This window comes from Planococcus sp. FY231025, from assembly GCF_052078085.1.
Taxonomy (GTDB): Bacteria; Bacillota; Bacilli; order Bacillales_A; family Planococcaceae; genus Planococcus.
In genome coordinates this window covers 399722-419274 of the sequence record NZ_JBQJJG010000001.1, presented here as the reverse complement: position 1 = coordinate 419274, position 19553 = coordinate 399722, and the positions used below count along the sequence as shown (strand labels likewise).

The window sequence follows — 19553 nt, the reverse complement described above, 5'->3', positions numbered from 1 at the left end:
CCCCCGCGAAATCGGGTATAGATCCATTGAGGAGTTGATCAATATGAGATTAGGCTATGCCTGTATGAATACAGAATTGAAAACCGTCTTCCGGACAGTGCGCCTTGCGACTGCCGAAGCTGAAGGCACGTCGAAAATAAAGGAATTGACATTGGTGAACCTGCAGACCACGCTGGACATCCTCCGGTGGAATCTGGAAAACGATATCTATTTTTACCGGGCTTCAAGCACAATCATTCCCCTTTCCACTCACCCTGTCAATGACTGGGTCTGGTGGGAGGATCCTGATGTGCTTCAAATCACATCAGTTATCCGGGAGCTTGTCGAGACCCATAGGATGCGGGTTTCCATGCACCCCGGCCAGTATACGGTGCTGAATTCCCCTAAACCGGATGTTGTCCGGAAATCCGTAGAGGATCTTGAATACCACGACCGCCTTATCGCGCTCATGGGCGGCAACGACCTGATTGTCCATACCGGCGGCGCATACGGCGACAAAGAAACAGCCAAGCAGCGATTCGCTGAAAACTACGCCCTATTATCCAATAGCATCAAACGCCGGCTCCGCCTGGAAAATGACGATAAGACCTTCACGATCCGCGACGTTTTAGACGTCAACAAAATGTGCGGCGTACCCGTTTGCTTCGACATCCACCATCACAACTGCAATAACGACGGCAAGCCGGTCGATTTTGCCGAAATCCTTGCCACCTGGGAAGGGGTCGGCACCCCGAAAATCCATATCAGCACCGGGAAGGAAGGCTTCACCGACCTGCGCCACCACGATATTGTGTCTGAGGAAGATTTCAATGAACTGCTGGTACTGTTAGGCGACACGGATGCCGATATCATGTTCGAAGCCAAAATGAAAGAACAGTCCGTCCTGCCGTTTGTCCGGCTGTTGAAAGAGCGCCAGAACAGCAATACGGAAATAATATAAATGGAAAAAGCGTGCCGAAATTCCTGGCACACTTCAGACTGTAGACAAAGTCTAATTTGAATGAATAGAGATGGATAAGCCCGACCGTGCTGGCATCTAAAAGATGAGGTTAGAATACCGATTCTGCTTTGACCTGTTAGGTACCAGCCGCTGGCTCCAGGATCCGTAACGGAAGGCGGCGAGCAAGTTGTCCGAAGGCAGTTCGGCCGACTTGTTTGCGACGAAGCAGCGAAGCGATGCAACGCCCTTTCATGTCTCGAAGCTAGCGCAGCGATGCAGAGACAGGAGCACCGGTTTTCCCTGCGGGATAGCGAAGTGCCGAAATCCACTCGGACGCCAGTCAATGCTTGACCGAAGCTTGCGAGGGCAAGTATTTGCGACGAGCTTGCGCAGGAGCACAGGTTCTTTGTTAGTTCGGCGCAAGCCCACGGAACGCGTCCGCCTGAAGTGGAGGATCGGGTAGGAACTCTTCTAAATGTATGATCATTTATTATGAAAAATAAATATCCTTTTGTCTACTAGCTCAAGCGTGCCGGAATTCCCGGCACGCTTTTATTGTTTATTCAGCTGGGCAGTGCATCAAATGAGCGGAAATTCGACGTTGAATACCGTGCCCTTCCCTTTTTCGGAATGGACGCTGATTTCACCGTTCATTTGGCGTACGATGCTGTAAGCGACCATCATGCCGAGCCCGGTGCCTTTGCTTTTTGTCGAGAAATACGGCTCTCCGAGGCGCTGGACTTCCTCTTTCGACATGCCGACTCCTTCATCCATTAGGATGATGGCCACCTTCGAAGCGCTTTGCTTGATCTGGATTTTAAATGTTCCGCCCCCGGGCATCGCTTCAATTCCGTTTCGGATAATATTGATGAGTGCCTGATGGAACTTCTGCCGGTCAGCTAGAATGTGGGCATCTCCCCCATTTTTCAGCAATTGGATCTCGATGTTCTGCCAGCTGGCAAAAGGCTTCAGCACCTTCACCACATGCTCCACTTCCATTTTCACCGACACGGTTTCAAGCTTGGCGAAAACCGGTTTTGCAAAAACGAGATAATCTTCGATTAATTGATCGGCAGCTTTGATTTCGCTGAGCATGGTTTCATAGAACTCCAATTGCTTGTCCCGGGAATACTCATGCTCTTTCATCAATTGTACGAACCCTTTGATGCTTTGGATTGGATTGCGCAACTCGTGTGAAACGGAAGCGGCAAAATTGCTGACGGTTTCCAGTTTTTCGTGCTTCACCAGCGAACTGAGCAGGTATTCCTGCCGCAGGATATGTTCGATCAGCAGCGCGGCCAGCGAAATGATCGCCCCTTGGTTGAGCATCAACATCAGCCAGATGCCCACTACGTCATGGAACGGATCTCCGAACAGGAAATAGCCCGCTACAGCGTTAAACGACAGCGACAAAATCGAAACAAGGAAAACAAGCCCTACTTTTTCGAGGCGGTTGATCCGCATATAAAGCGGGCGCAGAAAAGGCACACCAAGGGCTACGACAAATTGGTTCAAGATGGCGATGTACATGCCGTCGCCGCCAATCGCAATGCGAGTGACCGCAGAAACCAGGAAAAGAATCGCACTGACAAGCGGACCGCCATAAAGGGCACCGACGATCATTGGGACTTGGCGCAGATCGAAAATGTATTGGTCTGTCATAATCTGGTAAGGAAACACCATGCAGAGAATGATCGATATTGAAAAAAGGATGGTAAGCGTTACACGGTGGCTGACAAAGAAATTGCGTTTGCCGAGGGCTCCGAACATCTGATAAAGAAGGATCGGAAAAATGATGAAAAATATATTATTGATCATCCCTGTCATCATTTGGGCTATAGCGTCCGCCTCCTGTCCCTTTGCTTGCGAAATTCATTATACCGTTCTGTTACAGCACATTCCATCCCATCCGCCAAGTTTTTTCGAAAGCTTACTTAAAAAATTCAGCCGGCATGCCGCTTCTCACTTTTTTCAGTACACGCTCCCTCCTCTTTTTCATTCCTGAAACTGACAGCCCGTAGACCGGCGCCAAATCACTGACAGTGATGCCTTGGACGAAAAGCTCATCGAGCAGTTTCCGCTCGTTTCTTTTCAAACGGATTTCATCGAGCCATTCAGGAAGCCGGTCTTCGATCGAACCGCTTTCCATCTCTTCCAGCGAAACGTCTTCAGAAGCAGCAAACCGGCTCGTGAAGCGGGATTCCCGTTTCAGTTCGTCAAGCATGGCTCCGTGGATTGACCGGTAAGCAAAAGGGGTAAAGTCCCCTTTGCTTTCTTCGTAGCGGCAGCAAGCGTGCCAAAGGGCAATTTTTCCGATTTGGCGATAAGCATCGTAATCGCGGTAAATATGGAGTTTGCGGATGATTGCTGAAATCATCGGCGAATACTGTTCTGCTGCTTGGTCAAAATCTTTCATTGTTTTGTCCTTCCGGACGTCCTTGGTATTCCCGGGTGACTACAGCATAATCAAATGGTGTATAAGCTTCAAAAAGAAGAATGAGTCTTTTTATCTAAGGATTTTTAACTTAGCTTACATACATACGCGACGTTTGATTTAGTTAATTGTCAAAAAACATCCTTTTTTCTGAAAACGGTATTGATTTTCTTTCCGTTGCAATGGTAGAATTTTCTAGAATACAGAAAGGGGAGTTTAGGGGTTGAGGAAGTATGAGTATCATTTTATCGACCGGTCCACGCTTTATTTAATGTCATTTTTTGAAACAGAACGGAGAACCAAAATAGTCACAAAGCATGGAGTGATGTATTCGCCACTTTCGGCGATGCAGCTGATTGATCGGACCTGCATGCTGTATGCGTCAACTTACGAAGGCCGTGTCAAGGCGAACAGGCACAATCTCAAACAGCATAAAAAAACGCCGATCCTCATTTCAAATGACGGAGTGGCCGCCTTTCCGACCAAGTCACCTTCCCACCCGGAATGCATCTGGATTTTCAATCACGATTATCGGACCGAAAAGGTTTCACCCGGCAAGACCCGCATCATCTATGAGAAATACGGCATCACCCTGGATCTGGACGTTTCCATCCATACATTGGAAAAACAGCGGACCCGCATGTACGAAATGCTTTACTACTATATGAAAGTCCGTGATAGACACAATACATAATACGGTATTGGAAGTTGAATCTTCTTTCATGGAATGCAAAAGACACCTCCCTGTGTATTGGACGGCCATCCAATCCAGAGCGAGGTGTCTTTCCTTTTATGCTGCTTCATCCCTCATCAATAAGAATGCCAGCTCGATTTCCCATTTTGCGGGATCGGGTTCAGTTTCAGGGTCCGTCATATAAAATTCAAAGCGTCCATTCCAAATTTCCTCTTCTTCTTCCCAGCGCTTATCAAATTGAAGCCCTTCCGCGATTGCCCATTTCTCGAGCGCATCCAAAGAACCGGCGAGCATGTCGGGATCTCCCCGGTGCACAGCGACTGCATAAGATCCGCCTGGTATAGAACTTGCGACTACCCGATCATCGCCGGTTACCATGTGTTCGACCGGCACTCCCACTTCCAATGCATATTCGCCATCCTGGCCGCCCAGGCACCAGTATCTGTAAAACGGCGCCCCTACGGCCTTCACTCCTTTTTTAGAAATCCAATCCAGAACTTCCGGCACCATCGCGGCTGTCATTCCCCATTCCCTGAGTGTAGTCTGAATCGGAATTGCCACATAGGGTTGTTCCGCTTTCACTTCAACACCCGGTCCTTTGCTGAATTTATGCGCCATATCCACCTGTCCTTTCTCCACTGCTGAAAACTCCTTCTATATAAGCTGACATCCGGAAACCGGTTTGTTTGCACCGTTTCGACCTTCGCTTTCTCCATATAGCTCCGTCCGCTTCAGCCCATACAGTAATAACTATTCGGTTTTTCTGGCAAAATTCCTGCTTATCTCCTTGCTGCGCCATTTTTGCACTGCCATTAAATGTACATAAAATTTCGGGATTGCGAAATTGACTTGACCGTTCAAGATCCTTATTGTTAAGGAATGACCAAGCGGTCATTTTTATGACCAGCAGGTTCCAGGAGGGATTAGATGGATAAAAAGCAGGAATTGATGGATGTGGCGATGCATTTATTTTCTTTAAAAGGCTTTGCCCAAACCTCGGTCCAGGAAATTGCCCAAGCGGCCGGGATATCGAAAGGCGCGTTCTACAAGCATTACGAATCGAAAGACAGCCTGTTTATCGAATTGCTGAAACGGCATCAGGATGAATTGACCGCCGAGCTTGCCGCTTCAAGCTTCGAAGGCACGGCCGACCGCAAAGAGGCATTCAAAGGGAAACTTCAGCTCGAAATCAAACAGACGCTCGACAACAAGGAGTTTTTTTTGATGGTTTTCAAGGATTTCCCGAAAGACGAAGCCAGCCGGATGATGCCTTTGTTTGAGGAATTGCGCGCAGCCCAGCTGGCATTGACGGAAAACAGCCTGCTTGATGTATATGGTGACGAAATCAAGCCTTTCTTGGCTGATCTTGTGGCTGTCCTTGAAGGCATCAAGCGCGAGTACTTTTTCATACTGATTTTTGAAAACCGGAGTGTCGATGTCCATAGGCTCGCCAACTTCATCTCCGGCAGCATCGATGCGATTGTCGGCGGGCTCTCCGGACTGGAACCGGTATTAAAAGGACGGAACGAAATCCCGTCTCTACCCACAGATCCTTTCAAAGCGCTTGAAGATAAAATCCACCGGGACCTCGGCGGAAGGAAAAAGCTGCTCGACAGCCTCCGTCTGTTGAAAGAAGAAGCCAAAAAAACGGACCGGCAGGAATTTTTGGTTGAAGCACTCCTCGCTTATTTGGCGCAAGAGCCGAAAATCGCAAAAGAGTTATCACTATTAAAGAAGCACATCTAAAGGAGAAGTGGCATGAAGAAGATTATTGATTTTTCCCTGAATAATAAGTTTGCTTTATGGATATTGACGATCATGATCGTCGTGGCAGGCTTGTTCGCAGGACTTACGATGAAGCAGGAATCGATCCCGAACATCACCGTCCCTGCGCTTACGATTATTACACCTTATCCAGGGGCCGCTCCTGATGAAGTCATGAATGAATTGACGGTGCCGATTGAACAGCGTATCCAGAATTTGAACGGTGTGGAATTGCTGACTTCGTCTTCGTTGGCAAATGCTTCATCGATCCAAGTGCAATTTGATTTCGATACGGATATGGACGAAGCCGTCCGGGAAGTTGAATCGGCGATGTCCGAGGTTTCATTCCCTGAGCAGGCCAGCGAGCCGCAAGTGTCGCGCATCAGCATTGATGCATTCCCTGTCCTGACACTGAGCGTCAGCGACTCCGGCCAGTCATTGGAAGAACTGACCGCGATTGTCGAAGAAACGGTCCTGCCGGAAATTGAAGGGGTAGCCGGATTGGCCGATGCCCAGATCTCCGGACAACGGCTGCAGAAAGTCACCATGGCGTTCAATGAAGAAAAAATGGCGCAATACGGCTTGACCCAGGAAACGGTCCAAGGGCTGATTCAAGCTTCCAACCTTACGTTTCCGCTTGGCCTCACTGAATTTGACGGCGAGCTGAAAAACCTCGTCATCGACGGCAATATGGCGGCAATCGACGATTTGAAAGCCCTTCAGATCCCGGCAGTGCCGCAAGCGGCTAATCCGGGCAATGCGCCTGGCGCACCCGCACCGGGCCAAACAGCACCGGGTGCGGTACCTGGCGAAATGCCAGCCGCTGCTGCTGCCCAACTTCCGACTGTCGCTTTGGGCGAACTGGCGGAAATCGAAGTGGTCAGCGAAGCCGAATCGATCTCGCGCACGAATGGCGAAGAATCGATCGGCATCCAGATTGTCAAATCGCCTGACGCCAATACAGTCGAAGTCGTCAATGCCGTCAAAGACATTGCGGCCGATTTGGAAAAAGAATACGATTTGACGATCACGACAACGTTCGACCAAGGCGAACCGATCGAGCAGTCGGTTGAAACGATGCTCAGCAAAGCATTGTTCGGCATCCTGTTTGCAGTGGTGATCATCCTCTTGTTCCTTCGCAGCTTCAAGACGACGATCATCTCGATCATCTCAATCCCGTTGTCGCTGCTGATGGCAATTTTCCTATTGAACCAGCTCGACATCACTTTGAACATCATGACACTCGGGGCATTGACCGTGGCAATCGGCCGCGTCATCGATGACTCCATAGTGGTCATTGAAAACATATACCGCCGCATGTCGCTCCCAGGCGAACCTTTGCGCGGTAAAGCACTGATCCGCGAAGCGACGCGTGAAATGTTCATCCCGATTTTTTCATCCACTGTGGTGACGATTGCCGTATTCCTGCCGCTTGCCCTGGTAAGCGGACAGATCGGCGAATTGTTCCTGCCGTTCGCATTGGCAGTCGTCTTTGCCCTATCGGCATCGCTATTAGTGGCAATCACCATCGTGCCGATGCTTGCGCATTCGATGTACGGCAAACAATTGCGCGGCCTGCAGAACAATAACACTCATGCAGAAGAAAAGCCGGGCAAACTGGCCGGATTCTATAAGCGCGTCCTGGAATGGTCGTTGAACCATAAGATCATTACGTTTGGCGCAGCTACAGTCCTTCTTGTTGCGAGTTTGTTCCTGGTGCCGGTCATCGGCGTCAGCTTCCTTCCGGAAGAAGAACAGAAAATGGTTATGGCAACTTATTCGCCGGAACCTGGCCAAACGAGAGAAGATGTGGAACAAATCGCTCTGGACGCTGAAGGTTTGATTGACGCACGCGAAGGCGTCACGACGTACCAGTATTCGCTCGGCGGCAGCAATCCGATGGCCGCTATGTCCGGCGGAGGCAATAATTCTGCACTGTTCTTCATTGAATACGATGATGAATTCGAGGATTTCAGCGATGAAGGCACCAAATTGATCGAAGAATTGAACGGCCAAACCGGAACCGGCGAATGGAAAACGATGGATTTCGCAGCAGTCGGCGGAAGCGGTCTTGAACTCTTCGTATACGGTGACAGCATTGAAGACATCCAGACGGCAATCAGTGAAATCCAGCCGATCATGGAAGACAATAACGGCTTGGAAGGAGTGGAATCCAGCCTGACAGAAGCGTACGACCAATTTACGCTTGTGGCTAACCAGGACGCCCTCAGCCAGAATGGCTTGACGGCAGCTCAAGTCGGCATGGCCATCCGCGGTACAGGTGAAGCTCCGGTCCTTACGACAGTCCGGCATGAAGGCAAAGACGTCAATGTTTACGTGGAAGTGCCGGAAACCGAATATGAGGGCATTCAGGACGTGACAGATGTCCAAATTCCGACAGCACTCGGCACAACGGTTGCTATCGGTGATGTCATGGAAGTCGAAGAAGGCAAATCGCCTGATACCATCAACCGCCGCGACAGCCAGATGTATGCTTCTCTTTCCGCAGAAGTTATCGGCAATAATGCCAGTGAAATTTCTGCAGAAATCGATGAAGAAATAAACGATTTGGAGTTGCCGAGCGGCGTCACGACCGACCAAGGCGGCGTCACTGAACAAATCAACGAATCGTTCACGCAGCTCGGCTTGGCAATGCTGGCTGCAATTGCCATCGTCTACTTCGTACTGGTGGTTACATTCGGCGGAGCCTTGGCGCCATTTGCAATCCTCTTCTCTCTTCCATTCACGGTAATCGGTGTATTGGTTGCGCTGTGGATTTCCGGAGAAGCTCTGAGCGTCAACGCCTTGATCGGCGTCTTGATGCTGATCGGGATTGTGGTGACGAACGCGATCGTCCTTGTCGACCGCGTCATCCACAAAGAAAAAGAAGGATTCACAACGCGGGAAGCCTTGCTTGAAGCAGGCTCGACGCGCCTTCGCCCGATCCTGATGACGGCCCTCGCGACAATCGGCGCGCTCATTCCGCTCGCTATCGGAGCAGAAGGCGGCGGCTTGATCTCCAAAGGCCTCGGCATCACGGTAATCGGCGGACTGACAAGTTCGACTCTATTGACGTTGGTCATTGTGCCGATCGTCTATGAAGTGGTAGCGAAATTCCGCAATAAAGAAACGAATTAATGCAGAGAACCGCCCCTGCCATTATGGCCGGGGCGGTTCTGTTTTTATATAATATGCACAGCAAAAGTTAAAATACGCTCGGCTTTGGTTAAAATACGCTCAGCAAAGGTTAAAATATGCACAGCAACACGAAAAATACGATTCCAACAAACAACAGCCCGCTGAAATCATTCCAGCGGGCTGTTCTTATTTCTCTTGCAAAAATGCAAAAACTTTCTCGTCAATTTGATTTTCCTCGGTCCAACGGTCGTCAAAATTCTCGCGCAAGGCGAATGTCTTTAGCGCTTCTTTTACAGTCCCGTCATAAGAAGGGTAATCGGCGGTATCAAGGAATCCGAGTTTCACGAGCTGCCTCTTCACATCTTCGAAAATGTCCCCTTCCAGATCGAGGAAGACTTCAGCAGGCGTGCCAAACAATTCGTGCAGCTTGTACAGGCGCTGCAATTCATCGATTGGTTCCGGATGATCATCGACGCGGAGGTCGACTTTGACATCGTTATAGCCGCCGTAGCCTGCCCCTTCCTGCAGGACATAGACCGCCGCCGATTGCTTGCCGCGGCTATCGCCCCCAGCTTGCTGCGCAGCAGCCAGAGCTTCGATCAGGCGTTCCGCCAATGTGCCTTCTGCGCGTTCAAAAGTTTCGCTCATCGCTGTCACCGTGTCTTCGCTGACCAGGATATTGCCCTGGGCCGAATGGTTACGTCCTACTTTATGGCCCGCCCAGTCGTAGCATTCGGAGCCTGTGAAGGCGCTAGCTTCCCCGTCCGCATTGATGACTGCCACTTGGCGCAAGTCCTTTCCTTCATCGTCCAGTACGAGCGCCGCAATGACTTCTTCCGGCGACATGCCCTGCTCGAGCAATTGGAGTCCTCTTGGCCCGTATGAAGTGTTCGCCCATGACTGGGTCGCCACTGCGCCGACATTCGCTTTCGCCCATGGGACGACAGCGCCGACTGCCAGGAATTTCGACTGCACGGCCACCCCCACTTCACCGGTTCTCGGGTCGGCCCCGACAATCGAAAACGTCGCTACCAATTGGTCTTTGTTTATCTTATTTCGTATCATGCTAAATTCCCCCTATGTATGAATTGTTTGCCGATCAGCCCTCTTCCAACCCCACTGTCTTTTGAAAGTGCCGATTACCGAAAAGAATAGCACAAAATATTTTAGATAAGAAGCTAAATATAATGTTTCCTATTTAATGGACCAAACACATTTCTATCCCTGAACGGAAATGGCAGCCATTAAAAAGCCGCTCTTTCGGAGCGGCATTTTTCATTCCTCTAAATTCAGTTTCGTATCCCGTTTCGTGAGCTTCAGGAAAAGCAGATAAATGATGCCGATGGCCAGCCAGGCAAACCCGAGCTGTTTCGATAACGCATCGAGGTTCCACCAGACATAGGCGATGATGACAAAGCCGATGAGCGGCAGGACCAAATGCTTAAAGTAATTCTTGCTTTTCTTTTTCTTGATAAAATAAACAATTACTGAAATGTGGAGGAACAGGAATGCTGACAACGCGCCGAAATTGATGACGGAAGCCAGTTCCCCGATGCGGTTCGCGAAAAACACTGTCACAGCCAATGAAATGAATGCCACTAAGATTGTACTGACCCAAGGCGTCTTGAATTTCGGATGGACTTTGGACAGCATCTTCGGCAATTTCCGGTCGCGCGCCATGCTGTAGAGGATGCGCGAGATGGCTGCTTGGGCCACGAGTGCATCGGCAATCCCCCATGCGACTGCTGTTGCGATGATTGTCAGCCACTTCAGCCAAGGGCCGCCGGCTATTTCAGCAATCTGGTAAAAGGCGACATCCGCATTTTCGAATGTCGTATAGTCTGGCCAGATCAATGCCGCCACCCATGTTTGGATGATGAAGAGCACACCGACCACCAAGAGCGATACGATGATGGCATTCCCGACCGCTTTCCGGCCGCCTTTCGACTCTTCCGCCAATGTGGCGATGGCATCGAACCCAAGGAAGCTGAGCACCGCGATCGACACGGCACCCATGACCAGCCCGAGGCTGAAGTTATCGGCATCGTAAAGCGGCTTGAATGTGAATTCCGCTCCGTTGACGCCTTGGATGATTGCGAATATCCCGACGGAAACAAAAATGGCCAATACGATAAGTTCCAATACAATAATGATTTTATTCGCCCGTGCGGTGAATTCGATGCCGATGACGTTGATGACCGTATTGATGCTGATGAATAGGAGCAGCCAGACCACCAGCGGAACTTCCGGCACAATATCGTTCAATGCCGCAGCACTGACCAGATACAAAAGTGCCGGAACGAAAATATAATCCAACAGTATGAGCCAGCCTGCGATAAAACCTGCAGCATCATTGATGCCCCGCTGCGCATAAGAATAGACCGAACCCGCAATCGGGAATGCTTCCGACATGGTGGCATAGCTGAGCGCCGTGAAAATCATGGCGACCATCCCGATCAGATAGGCGAGCGCCACCATCCCGTTCGAACCTTGTGCAATGATGCCATAGATGCCGAAAGGCGCAATCGGAACCATGAACACCAGCCCGTAAATCATGAGATCCCAAAAAGTCAGCGCACGCTTCAGTTCCTGCTTATAACCTGTTTCACCTACCTGCTGTCCATTATTCTCTTCCATTTTTCTATCCCCTTTCAATTGTCAGAATAATTAATTCTACATCTATGGAAAAGTTTTGTAAATCTTTTTCGACACTCGAAATAACAAGGTTTTAGACCGCAAATATTTATCATTATCCTTCTATCCTGCTATCTTCCGACAATAAAGGGTGATATAATAGAGCTATAAAAGTCTGAATTTTCAATTTAAAAACACATCCATAGGTAAATCTTCATCCATATACATACCCGGCTTTCCAACGGGATATAAGAGGGGGAAATCAATATGGGGAGCAAAATCTTCAAGGTCATCGCAGCACTGTCACTGGTTTTATTCACATTGCTGTCATTTTCGTTCAAGGCGGAAGCCGCCGCTTCTACGTTCGTCACCAAAGTTCCGACCACCAGCAAAGTGGTTGCATTGACTTTTGATGACGGTTCAGACGGCACGAATATCAACACGATCCTCCGGACGCTTGCCGCGAATAATGTCAAAGCGACATTCTTCTTGACCGGCTCCGGCGCGCGCAACCATCCGAATTCCATCCGCTATATCGTCGGGCACGGCCACCAGATCGGCAACCATTCATTTTCGCATCCCGACTTCACTAAGCTGACGGCCACCCAAGTGAAATCGGAGCTCGATAAGACGGAAGCGGTCATCAAGGCCTTTACCGGCAAATCGACCAAACCGCTGTTCCGCGCTCCATTCGGGGCAGTCAACGCCACTGTGCTGAGCCGAGTCGGCGCTGCGGGCTACACGCACACGATCCAGTGGAATATCGATACAGTCGACTGGAAAGGCGTTTCTTCAAAAGCGATCACGGATAAAGTGGTCAACAACATCGTACCCGGTTCAATCGTCCTGATGCACACCGGCGCAGGCGCTTCCGGAACCCCGGGCGCATTGCCCGGCATGATTTCTAAACTGAAAGCAAAAGGCTATTCGTTCGTCACAGTTTCCCAGTTGTTGAAATTGCAGCAATCGGGCGGAAGCACCTATACCGTCAAAGCCGGCGATACGCTTTACAGTATTGCCCGGAAATACAATATCTCCGTTTCCAGTCTGGCTGCAGCGAACAACATTACGAATTACAATCTCATTAAAGTCGGACAGGTGCTGATCATCCCGAAAGCGCCAGCTCCGCCAGCAGCCGTCTTTAAATACACCGTGAAATCCGGCGATACGCTTTACAGCATCGCCCGGACATACAATACGACAGTCGCTAAAATTGCAGCCGCCAATAAAATCCCGAGCCCGTACATCATCTATGTCGGGCAGGTGCTGGTAATTCCGAAATGAACGTCAAAAAGGGGCTGTCTAAAAAACCCAAAACGAAAAATGCCAGAGGAGAAAAGCACTGCTTTTCTTCTCTGGCATTTTCTTTATTCTATAAAGGCTGATGGGAATGGAGGCGGCGACTCCAGCGGGGCAGCGTAGCGACGAAGTGCCGAAATCCACTCGGACGCGAGTCCGAGTTAGTTCGGCGCAAGCCCGCGGAAAGCGTTCGCCGCAATGGACAGCAGCCTTTTTGGACAGCTCCTTTTTCAGGTAGTCAATACTATTAAAAAATACTATAATGAAAAGAAGAAACGAAATGATATCTGGAGTTGAGATCAATTGGATATGAATTTGATTATTGAAGTTGCCCTTTTGGCGCTGGCTGCCATTTTCCTTCTGCTTGGCTTGTCGAACCATATCAATGCGAACAAGGCAACGAAGAAAAAAGGTGCAGAGCGCCTCAGCAAATATGATTACCACCAAAAGACGAAAAGATCATTCGCCTTCTATGCAGCGGCTGTCATTCTTGTCGGTGTGTATCTGATTTTCTTTTTGTAGGACGCCTGGACCTCCAGGCGTTTTTTTATTTGCCCGAAAAAACTGCAACGACTTCATTTTCCAGCTCTTCGATGAGGGGAAGCTGCGCTCTCCGATTTGCCACGGCATTGATAATTCCGTTGTAGTACCAGGACTGCTGGTCTTTGCCGCGGTTGAATCTGGCCCACACCCCTTCGCCATGCGCTTCAACATCCAATCGGATCGACCGCAGGTTATGCAATTTGTCCGCGATGATGACTGCCAGTTCTTGGTCCGAGCGGAATGCAAGTTCGGATAAGGTATGGCGCTTCCGGTCTTCCCACGGCAGCGATTTGTCCGGCTCGGATGCCGAAATCACAAGTGCCAGCACTTCCTCGCCGAACAACTCCCTGATTTCTTCTTCGGTTGCGGATGTGTCTTCCAGTGCATCGTGCAGCACTCCGGCCATGATGACTTCTTTCGGATGCCCCGCTTCCTGCAGCATCATTGCGACAGCAAACGGATGGCTGATGTACGGAATATCCGTCGCTTTCCTTACTTGCCCCCTGTGCTTGACTGCTGCAAATTGAATCGCTTCATCAATCGATCTGTCCATGCAAACACCTCTCTCTTTTTCCAGTATAGCGCGGATTGCGGGCAGAGAGGATTTTCACGTCTTTTAAAAGATTAGAAGAATCCGATTGTTTCTTTCGAATAAACGAAATAGCAAAAAGGCTGTGCAGCAATCCTAATTGCTGCACAGCCTTTTAGTGGATCATCTGTTTTCCAACTGCTCCACCCACATGTCATAGCCTTTCCCTTTTAAATGGATTCCGTCGATGGTGATGGCTTTTATCAGCTGGCCATTACCATCTTCGAAATACGGATGAAGATCCGCGTATTCCGCTTCATTGTCCGCGGCAAGTTGTTCGAGTGTTTCATTGAACTGGTGGATCTTTTCATTTGAGATTTCGTTATTGAAGCTTTCGGTGTTGACTGGCAGGATCGACTGGACCACTACACGGGTTTCTTTCGGATTAAACGACTGGATGATCCGCTCCATATTCTTCTTATATGTCTCCATGCTTGTTCCTGCCGCGATATCGTTGACGCCGATCATGACGTATACTTCTTTCGGCTTCCGCCCCGCCACTTCATCGATGCGGTTCAAGACCCCTTTTGAAGTGTCTTCCGCAATCCCGCGGTTCAGCACTTTTTCATCCGGAAAGTATTCCGGGAACTCCCCATGGTCGGTGATGCTGTCGCCCAGGAAAATCTTATCCGCATCTTGTGTATCCAGTGCTTCAAAAATCGATTTTTTCTGAACGTAATATTCAGGGTAGCCTTTGTCCGAACCCATCGCTTTCAGCTGCTCGCTGACAAATCCCATGCCGCCATGTGCATTGATGATCCAGAGGGCCGCTCCGATCAAAATGATGTTCAAGGCAATTGAGACCGTTAATATAATTTTTTTCGTTTTCAAGCTTATCCACTTCCCGCTTCTCTAGTTGTTAATGCATGATGCATAATTAACAATATTTCCTTCAGGGAAGTGATTTAAACATATTATTTTTCATCCTGATTGGATGGATGGCTCTTGAAACATAAAAAAGCCAGGCATTTGCCTGGCTGGAGAATAGAAACGTGGCTGATCAGTCGGCCCAGACCGCTTCCCATTCTTTGATTTCGTAATCCCGCGCCCCTTGCTGTATGTATGGATCGAGCTTGACCAATCCCTCGCAGTCCGCGTAGGAAGGGGCCTGGTAAATGACAAGGCCGCCGGATCCATCTGTGAATTTCCCGTTCACCCGTACATGTCCTGCACGGCGCATCTCTTCAAGAAACGCCAAATGCTGCGGACGGAACTCCGTGCTTTTCCCGCTGTCCTTCATAGGCAGCAGCACCGCAAAATATTTCATATTCAATCACCCCCTTCTAATTTACACCAAAAGGCGTCGATCAAGGAAGCGATTCTTCACGGCGATGCTCATGCCTGTTCCAAAGCATCAGACGATGCAGCAAGCTGCTGCCGGTAAAAATGATCCATTTCGCGCCAGATATCTTGGTTGCTGAAATTTGCTGCTCCCCACGCCTTGCCATTTTCGCCGAGCCGCTTTCTGAGTGCCGGATCATTCAACAGACGCTCCACCTTTTCCAGGACATCCGCCGGATTATTCGGATCCACCAGATAGCCGGTCTTTCCATCAATGACCGTATCCTTTGCCCCTGTCACGTCAGCTGCAACGACCGGGACGCCGGCAAGCGCCGCTTCAAGCGAGACATTGCCGAACCCTTCGCGCTTTGTCAGGAACAGGAAGACGTCCATCAGGAAATAATGGGCGACCGGGTCATGCTGATAGCCCGCAAAAATGATGGCATCGTTTTCCTCAATTTCTTTTCGGGTCGCCTCATTCACCGGATCGCCATCCTCGAAGTCACCCATGAGGAGCAGGCGGAGGCCCGAGTCTTTTTCGTGCAGCAAAAGGAATGCATCCACCATTTCTTCAATGCCTTTGTCTTTTGTCATTCTGCCGGCAAAGCCGATGACCGTGTTGCTTTCCTTCAGCCCATACCTTTTTTTCAAGCTGCTGATTTTAACAGACAGCTTTTCATTTTGCTTAAAGCTTTCCAGGTCGAAACCGTTATAGCTGCCCTGGCCGAATATGGAAATTTTCTCTTCGTTTGCGATCCCTAGAGCGACAAGCTGCAATTTAAGGCTTGGGGACACCGCAACTACATGGGTTGCAGACAAGGCGGCAATCTTCTCTGCCAGCAGCAGGATGCGCCGTTTCAGGCCGCTTGTTGTTTCTAGGCGCAAGCCCAGCACATTATAAACTCTGACCGGCACACCGCACAGGAAGGCCGCAAGCGTCACAATCAACCCGGCTTTCGGAGTACCCGCACTGACAATGTCAGGCCGTTCCTGATGGATAAGTCTGATGCAAGCCAAAAGCGATTTCAGGTCCTGCAGCAGGGAGATTTCCCGCTCCATTTCCACTGTCAGGACTTTTACACCTTCGGTCGCCTCGTACTCTTCAATAAACTTTCCACTGGAGCTCAACGCTTTGGCCGAATAGCCCTGGCTTTCCAAATAGGCCAGCTGGCCTTTCATCAACTTCAAGCTTTGGGCAATCGTTACCGCCTGCAGGATTTTCGCTGCCATGTCCCCCTCATCCCTCTCTTGTATCAGCTTTTTTCAATTCGCTTCCACAAATGTTTCCTGTTTGATCTCTTCGATCAGCACATGTGCATAATCGGTCGGGTTCACGTTTTTGACGCTGAACACTTTGCTGCTGTTTCGGACCAGACTTTCCAGTATCGCTTTCTCGTTTTTCGCCGCTTCTTCAATATCCAATCCCGGATTGAAAAATTCATAAGCCGTCAGGAAAGGCGACTTCAGGTAGTGGAATGCGTTGCGGTTCAAATTCAGCATTTTTCGGACCGCCTCTTCAGCCGGTTCAACAGCCACTTCGTCCGCTCCCCTTTCGAGGATTGCGACATGCGTTACTGTTTCCGCATCGAGGATGGAAGAAGCAGCCACATAATCGGTGACGGGCTTGGCTTTCGAGAATGAAATATATTCAAGCGGCGGAATGATTTTCGTCGCCCGGTTTTTCAATTTGGATGCGGTGCTCTGCTCCATATTCGAATAGAAGCGGAATGTACTGGTCCACGGCACTGAGAAGATCTCTTGGCCGTTTGTGATTGCGAGGTCCTCCGCAATGAATTGGGCGCCATGATCCATGCAGGCCATCATGCTGCTTAATGTTTTTCCGGTGCTTGGCGGTGCGAATACCGCAACGGATGAGCCGTCTTTCTTGAATGCCGAGCAGTGGATCGGAGCGTATCCTTTCTTCAAAAGGAGCAGCGTCGCCAAGTCTGTCAAGATATAGCCGACCGAATGCAAATTCATGATGCGGTGTGTGATGAATTTATAGTAGTTTTTATTGAATGTGATTTTCGGTTCTTCAGACAACAGATTCTCCGCTTTGATGCGCAGTTTCTTGCGCATCGCGAAATCGCGGGTGTAATAGATTTTTTCGGCATTCGGATTTCCGTTGAAATAATGGTACTTGCCGAGCCCCGCCAATTCCTGGTCCTCATTGAAATCCTCGACGACCAAATGGAGCTTCACTTCACAGGCCTCGTATTCTTCCTTGTTGGCTTCCGGCATGTTATGCCCAAATGACCACTTGAAATCTTTCACATTCGTTCTGATCGCTAAAATCCCTTTTGCCGCTATATAATAATGATCCACCTAAACTCCTCCTCGGTTCCGCATGTATGATTCCCCTTAAAACCCTTGTCTGGCCGGCCGCATATTTTCTGCAATGCAGCTATGGTAATAATCGTCGAGCTCTCGCCAAATCGTTTCATTGCTGAAATTCTCTTCTGCCCATCTGCGGCCGAATTCCCCCATCCGTCCGCGCAGTTCAGGTGCCAGGATCAGAAGTTCCAGCTTTTCCAGCAGGTCTTTTTCGTTTTCTGGATCGACCAAAAAGCCGCTCTTCCCGTCCACAATGGTGTCCTTTGCGCCTGTAACCCCGGAAACCACGACCGGCACGCCACTCAGTGCCGCCTCAATCGAAACATTGCCGAACCCTTCACGCTTGGTCAAAAAAACAAATACATCCATCAAATGAAAATAAGGGATGGGATCTCTTTGAAATCCGGCATGGATGATATCCGGATTCGCTTCGATCTCTTTGCGTGCTTCTTCTGGCACCGGGTCGGTCTGATCGTACTCGCCTACGATCAAAAGCTTCAGGTTCCCATAGGAAGCTTTCAGCTTATTGAAAGACTGCACCAGTTCCACAACGCCTTTGTCCTTGGTCAGCCTGCCTGTGAATCCGAGCACGAAACTGTCTTTTGAAATGCCGTACTTGCCCTTAAGCTCTTCCATTTTCTCCAGCAGTTCGCTGCTTTCACGGAATCTCGACACATCAAAGCCGTCCCCGCTCCCTTGCCCTAATACAGATACTTTTTCAGAACTTGCAATCCTGAAATCAACGACTTGATCCTTAAGGCTTTCCGAGATAGCCAGGCAATGGGTCGCTGCGCCTGCCGCAATCTTCTCTGCTGTCAATAAAATCCGGCGTTTGATTCCGGTTGTCGTCTCCATCCGGAGCCCTCTCATCGTGTAGATCCGAATTGGTACGCCGCACAAATACGCTGCGAGCGTGACGATCAGCCCCGCTTTCGGCGTGCTTGCATTGACGATATCGGGGCGTTCCTTTCGAATCATCCGGATGCATTCGATCAGTGACTTCAGATCTTTTTTCAACGAAATATCCCGTTCCATCCCGAGCCGCATCACCCTAGCCCCTTCCTGCTGCTCGAATTCATCGGTATACGGACCGTCTGAACAAACCGCTGCGGCTTCATACCCCCGGCTCTCCAGGTATTTCAATTGACCTTTGAGAAATACCAGGCTTTCTGCTATCGTCACTGCATAAATCACTTTTGTCCCCATATGGCTTCTCTCCTCTGATGTTATTCAGCTTTAGGCGTTTCGGATCGTCCTTTCTTCGGTTTCTGAAAGGCTTACGAGTCGCCATAGACTCCTTCGGATTTGAACACTTTCAGCACTGTCAGCATGAGGATATAAAAGTCGAATCGTGCGCTTTGCCGCTGGATGTATTCGATGTCCAACTCGATCTTCTCTCTCCAGCTCAGCGAATTCCGTCCGCTGACCTGCGCCCAGCCGGTTACGCCCGGCTTGACCAGCAGACGCTGCATCTGATGCGCATCGTAGCGGTCCGTCTGGGATGTCAAAGTAGGCCGAGGACCCACAAATGACATATCGCCTTTGATGATGTTGATCAATTGCGGCAGTTCATCCAGGCTGTACTTCCGGAGAACATGGCCGACCTTCGTAATGCGGGCGTCCGTTGCCAGCACTTCGATTTCGTCATTCCTCAGCGCCGGATCATCCGTCATCGTCCGGAATTTGAAGATGGTGAAGTGGACATTGTCTTTGCCGCCGCGAACCTGCGTAAAGAACACCGGCCCTTTCGATTCCATCTTGATGCACCCTGCAATTACTGCGAATACCGGCAGCAGGGCGGCAAGCATCACAGACGCTGCCGTAAACTCAAAGATCCGTTTGGGGATTTGCTCCCATTTCGTTTTGCGCTTTACCGCTTCGGTGGTTCGGATTGTCATTTTTC

18 protein-coding genes are annotated in these 19553 nt (G+C 49.8%); 6 read left to right on the top strand and 12 right to left on the bottom strand.

Annotated elements, in window-relative coordinates:
- Nucleotides 1–43 precede the first annotated feature (43 nt).
- Nucleotides 44–940: a UV DNA damage repair endonuclease UvsE gene (gene uvsE / locus ACTL32_RS01870; protein WP_441339888.1), complete on the top strand. Its 897-nt coding sequence runs from the start codon at nucleotides 44–46 to the stop codon at nucleotides 938–940.
- Nucleotides 941–1519: 579 nt separating this feature from the next.
- Here uvsE and ACTL32_RS01865 read toward each other — a convergent pair.
- Nucleotides 1520–2758: an ATP-binding protein gene (locus tag ACTL32_RS01865; protein WP_441339887.1), complete on the bottom strand. Its 1239-nt coding sequence runs from the start codon at nucleotides 2756–2758 to the stop codon at nucleotides 1520–1522.
- Between the two features lie 112 nt (nucleotides 2759–2870).
- Nucleotides 2871–3356 (bottom strand): sigma-70 family RNA polymerase sigma factor, encoded by a 486-nt coding sequence (locus tag ACTL32_RS01860; RefSeq protein WP_441339886.1) that lies wholly within the window; start codon nucleotides 3354–3356, stop codon nucleotides 2871–2873.
- A gap of 241 nt (nucleotides 3357–3597) precedes the next feature.
- On the opposite strand from ACTL32_RS01860, the gene ACTL32_RS01855 reads away from it, so the two are divergent.
- Nucleotides 3598–4068 (top strand): competence protein ComK, encoded by a 471-nt coding sequence (locus tag ACTL32_RS01855; RefSeq protein ID WP_441339885.1) that lies wholly within the window; start codon nucleotides 3598–3600, stop codon nucleotides 4066–4068.
- Nucleotides 4069–4164: 96 nt separating this feature from the next.
- On the opposite strand, the gene ACTL32_RS01850 is transcribed toward ACTL32_RS01855, so the two are convergent.
- On the bottom strand, nucleotides 4165–4707 hold the full coding sequence (locus ACTL32_RS01850) for a GyrI-like domain-containing protein (protein WP_441339884.1): 543 nt from the start codon (nucleotides 4705–4707) through the stop codon (nucleotides 4165–4167).
- A 288-nt stretch (nucleotides 4708–4995) separates the two neighbouring features.
- Here ACTL32_RS01850 and ACTL32_RS01845 point away from each other — a divergent pair, with 288 nt between their 5' ends.
- Together ACTL32_RS01845 and ACTL32_RS01840 are read left to right on the top strand one after the other, a co-directional pair.
- The gene (locus ACTL32_RS01845) at nucleotides 4996–5814 is read left to right on the top strand and encodes a TetR/AcrR family transcriptional regulator (RefSeq protein ID WP_441339883.1); all 819 of its coding nucleotides are present in this window, start codon (nucleotides 4996–4998) and stop codon (nucleotides 5812–5814) included.
- A gap of 12 nt (nucleotides 5815–5826) precedes the next feature.
- The gene (locus ACTL32_RS01840; protein WP_441339882.1) at nucleotides 5827–8970 is read left to right on the top strand and encodes an efflux RND transporter permease subunit; all 3144 of its coding nucleotides are present in this window, start codon (nucleotides 5827–5829) and stop codon (nucleotides 8968–8970) included.
- A 186-nt stretch (nucleotides 8971–9156) separates the two neighbouring features.
- Here the strand turns inward: ACTL32_RS01840 and ACTL32_RS01835 are convergent, their stop codons facing one another.
- Nucleotides 9157–10035 (bottom strand): DUF1028 domain-containing protein, encoded by an 879-nt coding sequence (locus tag ACTL32_RS01835; protein WP_441339881.1) that lies wholly within the window; start codon nucleotides 10033–10035, stop codon nucleotides 9157–9159.
- A gap of 210 nt (nucleotides 10036–10245) precedes the next feature.
- On the bottom strand, nucleotides 10246–11607 hold the full coding sequence (locus tag ACTL32_RS01830; RefSeq protein WP_441339880.1) for an APC family permease: 1362 nt from the start codon (nucleotides 11605–11607) through the stop codon (nucleotides 10246–10248).
- 264 nt (nucleotides 11608–11871) lie between these two features.
- Between ACTL32_RS01830 and ACTL32_RS01825 the strand changes: the two genes are divergently transcribed.
- Both ACTL32_RS01825 and ACTL32_RS01820 read left to right on the top strand, forming a co-directional pair.
- Nucleotides 11872–12888 carry a LysM peptidoglycan-binding domain-containing protein gene (locus tag ACTL32_RS01825; RefSeq protein WP_441339879.1) on the top strand — a complete coding sequence of 339 codons (1017 nt, stop codon included), beginning with the start codon at nucleotides 11872–11874 and terminating at the stop codon, nucleotides 12886–12888.
- Nucleotides 12889–13206: 318 nt separating this feature from the next.
- Nucleotides 13207–13425 carry a hypothetical protein gene (locus ACTL32_RS01820; protein ID WP_441339878.1) on the top strand — a complete coding sequence of 73 codons (219 nt, stop codon included), beginning with the start codon at nucleotides 13207–13209 and terminating at the stop codon, nucleotides 13423–13425.
- 25 nt (nucleotides 13426–13450) lie between these two features.
- On the opposite strand, the gene ACTL32_RS01815 is transcribed toward ACTL32_RS01820, so the two are convergent.
- The 7 genes from ACTL32_RS01815 to ACTL32_RS01785 all read right to left on the bottom strand — a co-directional run bounded on the left by ACTL32_RS01815 (nucleotide 13451) and on the right by ACTL32_RS01785 (nucleotide 19548).
- On the bottom strand, nucleotides 13451–13999 hold the full coding sequence (locus tag ACTL32_RS01815) for an HD domain-containing protein (protein ID WP_441339877.1): 549 nt from the start codon (nucleotides 13997–13999) through the stop codon (nucleotides 13451–13453).
- Nucleotides 14000–14158: 159 nt separating this feature from the next.
- Nucleotides 14159–14866 (bottom strand): GDSL-type esterase/lipase family protein, encoded by a 708-nt coding sequence (locus tag ACTL32_RS01810; RefSeq protein ID WP_441339876.1) that lies wholly within the window; start codon nucleotides 14864–14866, stop codon nucleotides 14159–14161.
- A 169-nt stretch (nucleotides 14867–15035) separates the two neighbouring features.
- The gene (locus tag ACTL32_RS01805; protein WP_441339875.1) at nucleotides 15036–15302 is read right to left on the bottom strand and encodes a YciI family protein; all 267 of its coding nucleotides are present in this window, start codon (nucleotides 15300–15302) and stop codon (nucleotides 15036–15038) included.
- A 68-nt stretch (nucleotides 15303–15370) separates the two neighbouring features.
- A complete protein-coding gene (locus tag ACTL32_RS01800) occupies nucleotides 15371–16546 on the bottom strand; it encodes a glycosyltransferase family 4 protein (protein WP_441339874.1) in 1176 nt (391 codons plus the stop codon).
- A 33-nt stretch (nucleotides 16547–16579) separates the two neighbouring features.
- A complete protein-coding gene (locus ACTL32_RS01795) occupies nucleotides 16580–17641 on the bottom strand; it encodes a hypothetical protein (RefSeq protein WP_441339873.1) in 1062 nt (353 codons plus the stop codon).
- Nucleotides 17642–17677: 36 nt separating this feature from the next.
- A complete protein-coding gene (locus ACTL32_RS01790; RefSeq protein ID WP_441339872.1) occupies nucleotides 17678–18856 on the bottom strand; it encodes a glycosyltransferase family 4 protein in 1179 nt (392 codons plus the stop codon).
- A 71-nt stretch (nucleotides 18857–18927) separates the two neighbouring features.
- Complete coding sequence (locus ACTL32_RS01785) at nucleotides 18928–19548, bottom strand: sugar transferase (protein ID WP_204890835.1); 621 nt, start codon at nucleotides 19546–19548, stop codon at nucleotides 18928–18930.
- Between the last annotated feature and the right edge of the window lie 5 nt (nucleotides 19549–19553).

What these genes read in the sequence shown, in the direction of transcription:
- ACTL32_RS01785 (WP_204890835.1), bottom strand. Translation starts at nt 19,548, where the DNA reads ATGACAATCCGAACCACCGAAGCGGTAAAGCGCAAAACGAAATGGGAG.
- ACTL32_RS01805 (WP_441339875.1), bottom strand. Translation starts at nt 15,302, where the DNA reads ATGAAATATTTTGCGGTGCTGCTGCCTATGAAGGACAGCGGGAAAAGC.
- ACTL32_RS01830 (WP_441339880.1), bottom strand. Translation starts at nt 11,607, where the DNA reads ATGGAAGAGAATAATGGACAGCAGGTAGGTGAAACAGGTTATAAGCAG.
- ACTL32_RS01815 (WP_441339877.1), bottom strand. Translation starts at nt 13,999, where the DNA reads ATGGACAGATCGATTGATGAAGCGATTCAATTTGCAGCAGTCAAGCAC.
- ACTL32_RS01865 (WP_441339887.1), bottom strand. Translation starts at nt 2,758, where the DNA reads ATGATCAATAATATATTTTTCATCATTTTTCCGATCCTTCTTTATCAG.
- ACTL32_RS01800 (WP_441339874.1), bottom strand. Translation starts at nt 16,546, where the DNA reads ATGGCAGCGAAAATCCTGCAGGCGGTAACGATTGCCCAAAGCTTGAAG.
- ACTL32_RS01840 (WP_441339882.1), top strand. Translation starts at nt 5,827, where the DNA reads ATGAAGAAGATTATTGATTTTTCCCTGAATAATAAGTTTGCTTTATGG.
- ACTL32_RS01835 (WP_441339881.1), bottom strand. Translation starts at nt 10,035, where the DNA reads ATGATACGAAATAAGATAAACAAAGACCAATTGGTAGCGACGTTTTCG.
- ACTL32_RS01825 (WP_441339879.1), top strand. Translation starts at nt 11,872, where the DNA reads ATGGGGAGCAAAATCTTCAAGGTCATCGCAGCACTGTCACTGGTTTTA.
- ACTL32_RS01845 (WP_441339883.1), top strand. Translation starts at nt 4,996, where the DNA reads ATGGATAAAAAGCAGGAATTGATGGATGTGGCGATGCATTTATTTTCT.
- ACTL32_RS01860 (WP_441339886.1), bottom strand. Translation starts at nt 3,356, where the DNA reads ATGAAAGATTTTGACCAAGCAGCAGAACAGTATTCGCCGATGATTTCA.
- ACTL32_RS01790 (WP_441339872.1), bottom strand. Translation starts at nt 18,856, where the DNA reads ATGGGGACAAAAGTGATTTATGCAGTGACGATAGCAGAAAGCCTGGTA.
- uvsE (WP_441339888.1), top strand. Translation starts at nt 44, where the DNA reads ATGAGATTAGGCTATGCCTGTATGAATACAGAATTGAAAACCGTCTTC.